The organism is Rhizobacter sp. P3_B12 (assembly GCF_056402895.1).
This window is the reverse complement of the sequence record NZ_JBFUGN010000480.1, coordinates 1-4,638: the sequence shown is the minus strand read 5'-3', so window position 1 is coordinate 4,638 and position 4,638 is coordinate 1. Positions and strand designations below refer to the sequence as shown.

Genomic DNA, 4,638 nt, shown 5'->3' with positions numbered 1-4,638 from the left:
GGCATGGGCATGCGGGGCAGCGGTGGGTGAGAGAGGCCATCGTTCACGGTTTCGACAGTCGAATTGGCATCCCGCGCGGGTCCCCTTCCGGGCCTCAGCACGCCCGCCGCGGCGCACGCTGAGGCGTAGCGTGTGCAGCCCCCTACCCCCATGAAGAAATCGGCCCTTTCAACCGCGCGAATGGCGGGCCTGGCGGGCGAGCGCAGCATCTGCTGGAAGATGCAGGCAAACCCGCAATCCAGGTGCACCACGGTGAGCCGTCAGCGTGCCACCGTGCGCCTCGGCGATCTGCCGACAGATCGACAGGCCAAGACCGGCACCGTCGTTGCGCCGCGTGTCGCCGCGCCAGAACCGCGCGAAGAGCTTCGGCAGGTCGTCCTCGGCAACACCGGGCCCGGCGTCGCTGACGCACAGCCCGTCGTGCGTCGCCTGCACACGCACCACCGTGTTGCGCGGCGCATGCTGGATGGCGTTCTCCACGAGGTTCTTCAGCAGCGTGAACAAGGCGCCGCCATCGGCTCTCCACGGTGGGAGGCCGGCCGGCACCTGCAACGCGATGTCCACGCCCGCCACATCCGCCAGGCGCTGCAGGTAGCTGCCCATCTCATCGAGGAGCAGGCGCGGCTCGACGCTGCCGAAGCGATAGTTCTGCGCCTCGCGCGTCTCGGTCAGGATCAGCAGCTGCTGCACCTGGCGAGCCATGCGCTGCACATCCCTGAGCAACGTGGCCCGGCTCACGAGATGGGGCTCCGCCTCGATCTGCGCACTGATCATCGCCAGCGGTGTCTTGAGTTCATGCGCTGCGGTCGCCAGGAACTCCTGCTGCAGTTCGAAACCCCGCTCCAGCCGCTCGAGCGCGCTGTTGAAGCTGTGCACAAGCGGACGGATCTCCGACGGCACCCGGGCTTCGTCGAGCCGCGCATCGAGCGCCTCGGGGGTGATCCGGGCGACCTGCGCCGAGGTCTGGACCAGGGGCCTGAGCAGCCGCGCCAGCGTGATGCTGGTGATGACCGTGACCACCACCAGCAGCACGCCGCCACCGACCAACGCGCCCGAGCCGACGAGGGGCAGCCAGAGGTCGTTGCGCAGGCGGTCGTTCAGGCGCTGGCTGGCGGCGAACTGCACGAGCCACCGCTGTCCGTCGTGCATCACCGCCACGGTCCGGCCGCGCAGCGCGACACCATCCAGGTTGGCCGCGAACAGGCCCTCCTCGACCGACGAGGTCAGCGGGCGCCGGTCCGCACTCGGCGACAGGACCACCGCGCCGGCCGGATCCAGCACGCGGTAGGTCACTTCCGATCCCATGCTGCGATACATCCACGCGAACTGCTCGGAGTGAGCCACCTCCACGGGGTGCCCCTGCGCGTCGAACTGCAGCGCGCCGATCAGGTCGGCCATCGCCACGCTGCGCCCGGACATCAGCGGCTGCCCGAAGACCGACACCAGGACGCCGGCCACCAGGCCCAGGCTCAGCACGCTGCCGAGCAGATGGGCCAGCACGATGCGGAACGACAGGCTGTCAACCCAGTCCGGTCTGACGAAGCGCATAGCCCTGCCCTCTCATGTTGACGATCTCCGCGGCAGAGCCGATGACACCCAGCTTGCGGCGCAGCCTGTGCAGTGCCACGTCGAGTGCGTTGGGCGTGACGGCCTCCGACAGGCCCCATGCAGCGGCTTCCAGCTTGTTGCGGCGCACTGTGTCGCCGGCCGCCTGCACCAGCTGCAGCATGATCTGCAACTCGGCAGGCGCCAGGACGATCTGCTGGTCGCGGCATTCCAGCTGGCAGGCCTGCGTTCGCAGCTTCAGATCGCCGTACACGGGCTCCAGGCTGCGCCAGGTGCTCGCGGGCCGGCGAAGGAGCGACCGTATGCGCGCCACCAGCTCATCCATGGCAAACGGCTTCGGGAGATAGTCGTCCGCGCCGGTTTCCAGCCCATCCACCCGATCGTGCAGCGCGTCGCGCGCGGTGAGGACCAGGCACGGCAGCTGCGAGCCGGCCGAGCGCAGGCTGCGCAGCAGCACCAACCCGTCGCCATCGGGCAGCCCACGATCCAGCACCAGCGCGCCGTAGTCGACATGGCGCATGGCCGCCCTCGCCGCATCCATGCGGTCGAACACGTCGGCGGCCACGCCTGCCGCAGCCAGCGCGTTCGAGATCAACCCGGCCAACGCCAGGTTGTCTTCGATCAACAGGATCCGGTTCATGTCCTTTCTTATACCTGCGTCAGAACGCGCAGGTCAGGCCCAGGATCCCGGTGGCATTCGACTTTCGCTTGACGATCGGGCTGTCCGCAGCGTCGCCCAGGAGCTGCCCGGCGACCACGCCGCCGACGATCGCCCAGCGTTCGGTCAGCTTGTAGTTGGCCAACGCCCCGAACGTCGCTTCCTTGACACCGCCTTTCAACGAATACTGCGGCAGGCCGGAGCCGGCCGAGCGTGCCGCGTCCACGCCGAAGTAGCTGTTCATGTACTTTGCGTTGCCCGCGCTGACGGCCACGCTCGGAACCAGCGTCAGCCGCCCAGTGGCTCGCCACGGGTAGGAGACTCGCGCTTCGAGCTGCAGCCCTCGCTGCTTCTCGGTCAGCGCCTGGGTGTACGAGAACRTCGCCGCCGCACCGCCCAGGCGCGTCGTCACGAACACCCTGCCGCCCAAGGCGTCCTTCACCTCGCCAAAGCCCTCGGGCATGGATGGGCGAGYCGTTGAGGAACGAATGCTGGTGCGCATGAGGAGCACTACCCTGTCGAAGTTGAGAAGGTAGGCATGCTCTGCATTCGACGCTTACCGAACACTTTCCGACGGGGCCGCAAACCGCCTGCTTGTTGCGGATGCGACTTCTGCTCGATGCGGCGGCGCTAGACGAAGAACGCCTCGAGCGCCAGCCGGTAGGCGACGCGGCCGCCGCGGTCATGGCCCGCGACCGCGAAGCGCGTGAACCCGAGATGGTCCATCAGGGCGACCAGGTCCTGCGCCATGGTCCGCTCCTCGATGGTACGACGACGCGGCTCAGTCCGAGACCTTCACCCAGTCGTAGTAGGCCGGACCGCCGCCACCGTTGTAGGTGCCCACGAAGCCGACGGCGTTCGCCGAGTTGTTGCCGACCCAGTGGTTCAGCATCAGGCGCATCGGAGCCGAGAACGCCGTGTTGACGCGCCGGAATTCCATCTCCACGCCGGCATCGTTGACGTGGAACCAGCGCACGAAGGTCGGACGCCATTCGAAGCCGATGGTCCGCCAGCCGGTGGCGATGGCGAACTGCTGGAAGTTCTGCTGGCCCGCCGTCCACACGTTGGTGTGCAGGACGGTGCCCCCCTTGATGAACTCGAGGTCGATCTCGAAGTGGTTGGACGTGCCCGCGTTGCCGGTGTACAGGAAGAACGAGCTGTTGCCGCCGGGGATCGTGCCCGGCTGCAGGCGGGTCACGAACTTGCCGTACTGGAAGCTCTGCCAGGTGCGCACCTCGGCGCACTTCACCGCGTTGCGGTTGCTGCCATTGACGTTCAGGTCCAGCCCGCCCCACCCCGTCAGCCACGCTTCGCTGAAGGCGAAGGTGCAGCCGAAGATGTCGCCATTGGCCCAGTTGGCGGTCTCCCAGTTCGATMCGTTGGGACCGCCCGTGCCGTCGAATCCGTCGAAGAAGTTGGTGGCCTGCGCGTTCAGGTGCAGGCCCAGGGCCAGCACCAGGGCGAAGGCGCCCTTGACGATGGAAGTGATCATGCTTGTCTCCTTGTTGTGGGTTGTCGTGCGCGATCAGGGGGCGAGCTTCACGGTGCCCACGCTCAGGTTGTGCGCGCCCGTGGTGGTCGCGGCGTTGATCACGTCGACCGCGAAGAGACCGCCCTTGACGGTGCCGACTTTCGAGCCGATGCCGTTGCAGTAGTCCGGCAGCGGAAACATCGCGTCGCTCAGGTCGATGACGAGTTCGGACAGGCTCGAGTTGACGATGGCCTGGGCCGTCGCCGTGCAGCCGTCACCGGCCACCGGGCTCGGTTGGAGCTTGATCGACAACACGCCGTCGCTCGACGATTTCAGCTGGATCTTCAGCTTGGTGAAACCCGCGGCATTGAAGGCGGTGACCGGCGCCGCGCCGGTGTTGCCGGGCGCGTAGAGCCGGATTGCCGCACCGGCGTAGGCCTGGCTGCCCGACAGCGTCGCGCTGAAGCTCGCCTCGCCCGGTGCATACGCCGCCGCACCGGCAACGAGTTCGCTGCCCTTCTCGGCAAAGGCGTAGGTCTCGATCTTGCCGGCCTCGCTGGTGTCCGTCGCGCTCGAAGGCGTCGCGAATGCGACGTCGCTCGACGAAGGGCCTGAGGGCGGTGCCGGAACGGGAGCCGGCACGGGCGCCGACGGTGGCGCAGAGGCCGCCGGCGTGGCGGTGCTGGACCCTCCCCCGCCGCAGGCCGTGAGCGCCACGGCGCTGAAGAGTGCCGTCAAGGCGGTGCATGAACGCCGATAGATCTGATCCACTGATGTCTCCTGTGAAGTGACACGTGGATGGTGTTCTCACCCTGCCGCCGGCACAGTCGCGTCTTTGCGCTTGACCGTGCCGTTCTTGCGCTCAGGGCTCAATAGCACATCATCAAGCCGAACTTGTTGYGCTCGCAGGTGACGACGCGCGTGCGCGCGGCCGGCGTTGCAG

At 67.6% G+C, this 4,638-nt stretch carries 6 protein-coding genes; all 6 read right to left on the bottom strand.

The genetic code is table 11. The features are described 5' to 3' along the window. Window positions 1-168: 168 nt before the first annotated feature. Complete coding sequence (locus AC1D01_RS21720; RefSeq protein WP_477869967.1) at window positions 169-1,398, bottom strand: HAMP domain-containing sensor histidine kinase; 1,230 nt, start codon at window positions 1,396-1,398, stop codon at window positions 169-171. Between the two features lie 121 nt (window positions 1,399-1,519). Further along, complete coding sequence (locus AC1D01_RS21715) at window positions 1,520-2,206, bottom strand: response regulator transcription factor (protein WP_477869965.1); 687 nt, start codon at window positions 2,204-2,206, stop codon at window positions 1,520-1,522. 19 nt (window positions 2,207-2,225) lie between these two features. Beyond that, entirely contained in the window at window positions 2,226-2,726 is a 501-nt protein-coding gene (locus AC1D01_RS21710; RefSeq protein ID WP_477869963.1) for a MipA/OmpV family protein, read from the bottom strand. A gap of 128 nt (window positions 2,727-2,854) precedes the next feature. Then, window positions 2,855-2,974: an alpha/beta fold hydrolase gene (locus AC1D01_RS21705; RefSeq protein ID WP_477869961.1), complete on the bottom strand. Its 120-nt coding sequence runs from the start codon at window positions 2,972-2,974 to the stop codon at window positions 2,855-2,857. A gap of 31 nt (window positions 2,975-3,005) precedes the next feature. Then, window positions 3,006-3,716: a family 16 glycosylhydrolase gene (locus AC1D01_RS21700; protein WP_477869959.1), complete on the bottom strand. Its 711-nt coding sequence runs from the start codon at window positions 3,714-3,716 to the stop codon at window positions 3,006-3,008. A 33-nt stretch (window positions 3,717-3,749) separates the two neighbouring features. Next, window positions 3,750-4,466: a hypothetical protein gene (locus AC1D01_RS21695; RefSeq protein ID WP_477869957.1), complete on the bottom strand. Its 717-nt coding sequence runs from the start codon at window positions 4,464-4,466 to the stop codon at window positions 3,750-3,752. Between the last annotated feature and the right edge of the window lie 172 nt (window positions 4,467-4,638).

Excerpts from the sequence above, each read along its gene's own strand:
- AC1D01_RS21720 (WP_477869967.1), bottom strand. The coding sequence starts at position 1,398 with ATGGCCGACCTGATCGGCGCGCTGCAGTTCGACGCGCAGGGGCACCCC.
- AC1D01_RS21715 (WP_477869965.1), bottom strand. The coding sequence starts at position 2,206 with ATGAACCGGATCCTGTTGATCGAAGACAACCTGGCGTTGGCCGGGTTG.
- AC1D01_RS21705 (WP_477869961.1), bottom strand. The coding sequence starts at position 2,974 with ATGGCGCAGGACCTGGTCGCCCTGATGGACCATCTCGGGTTCACGCGC.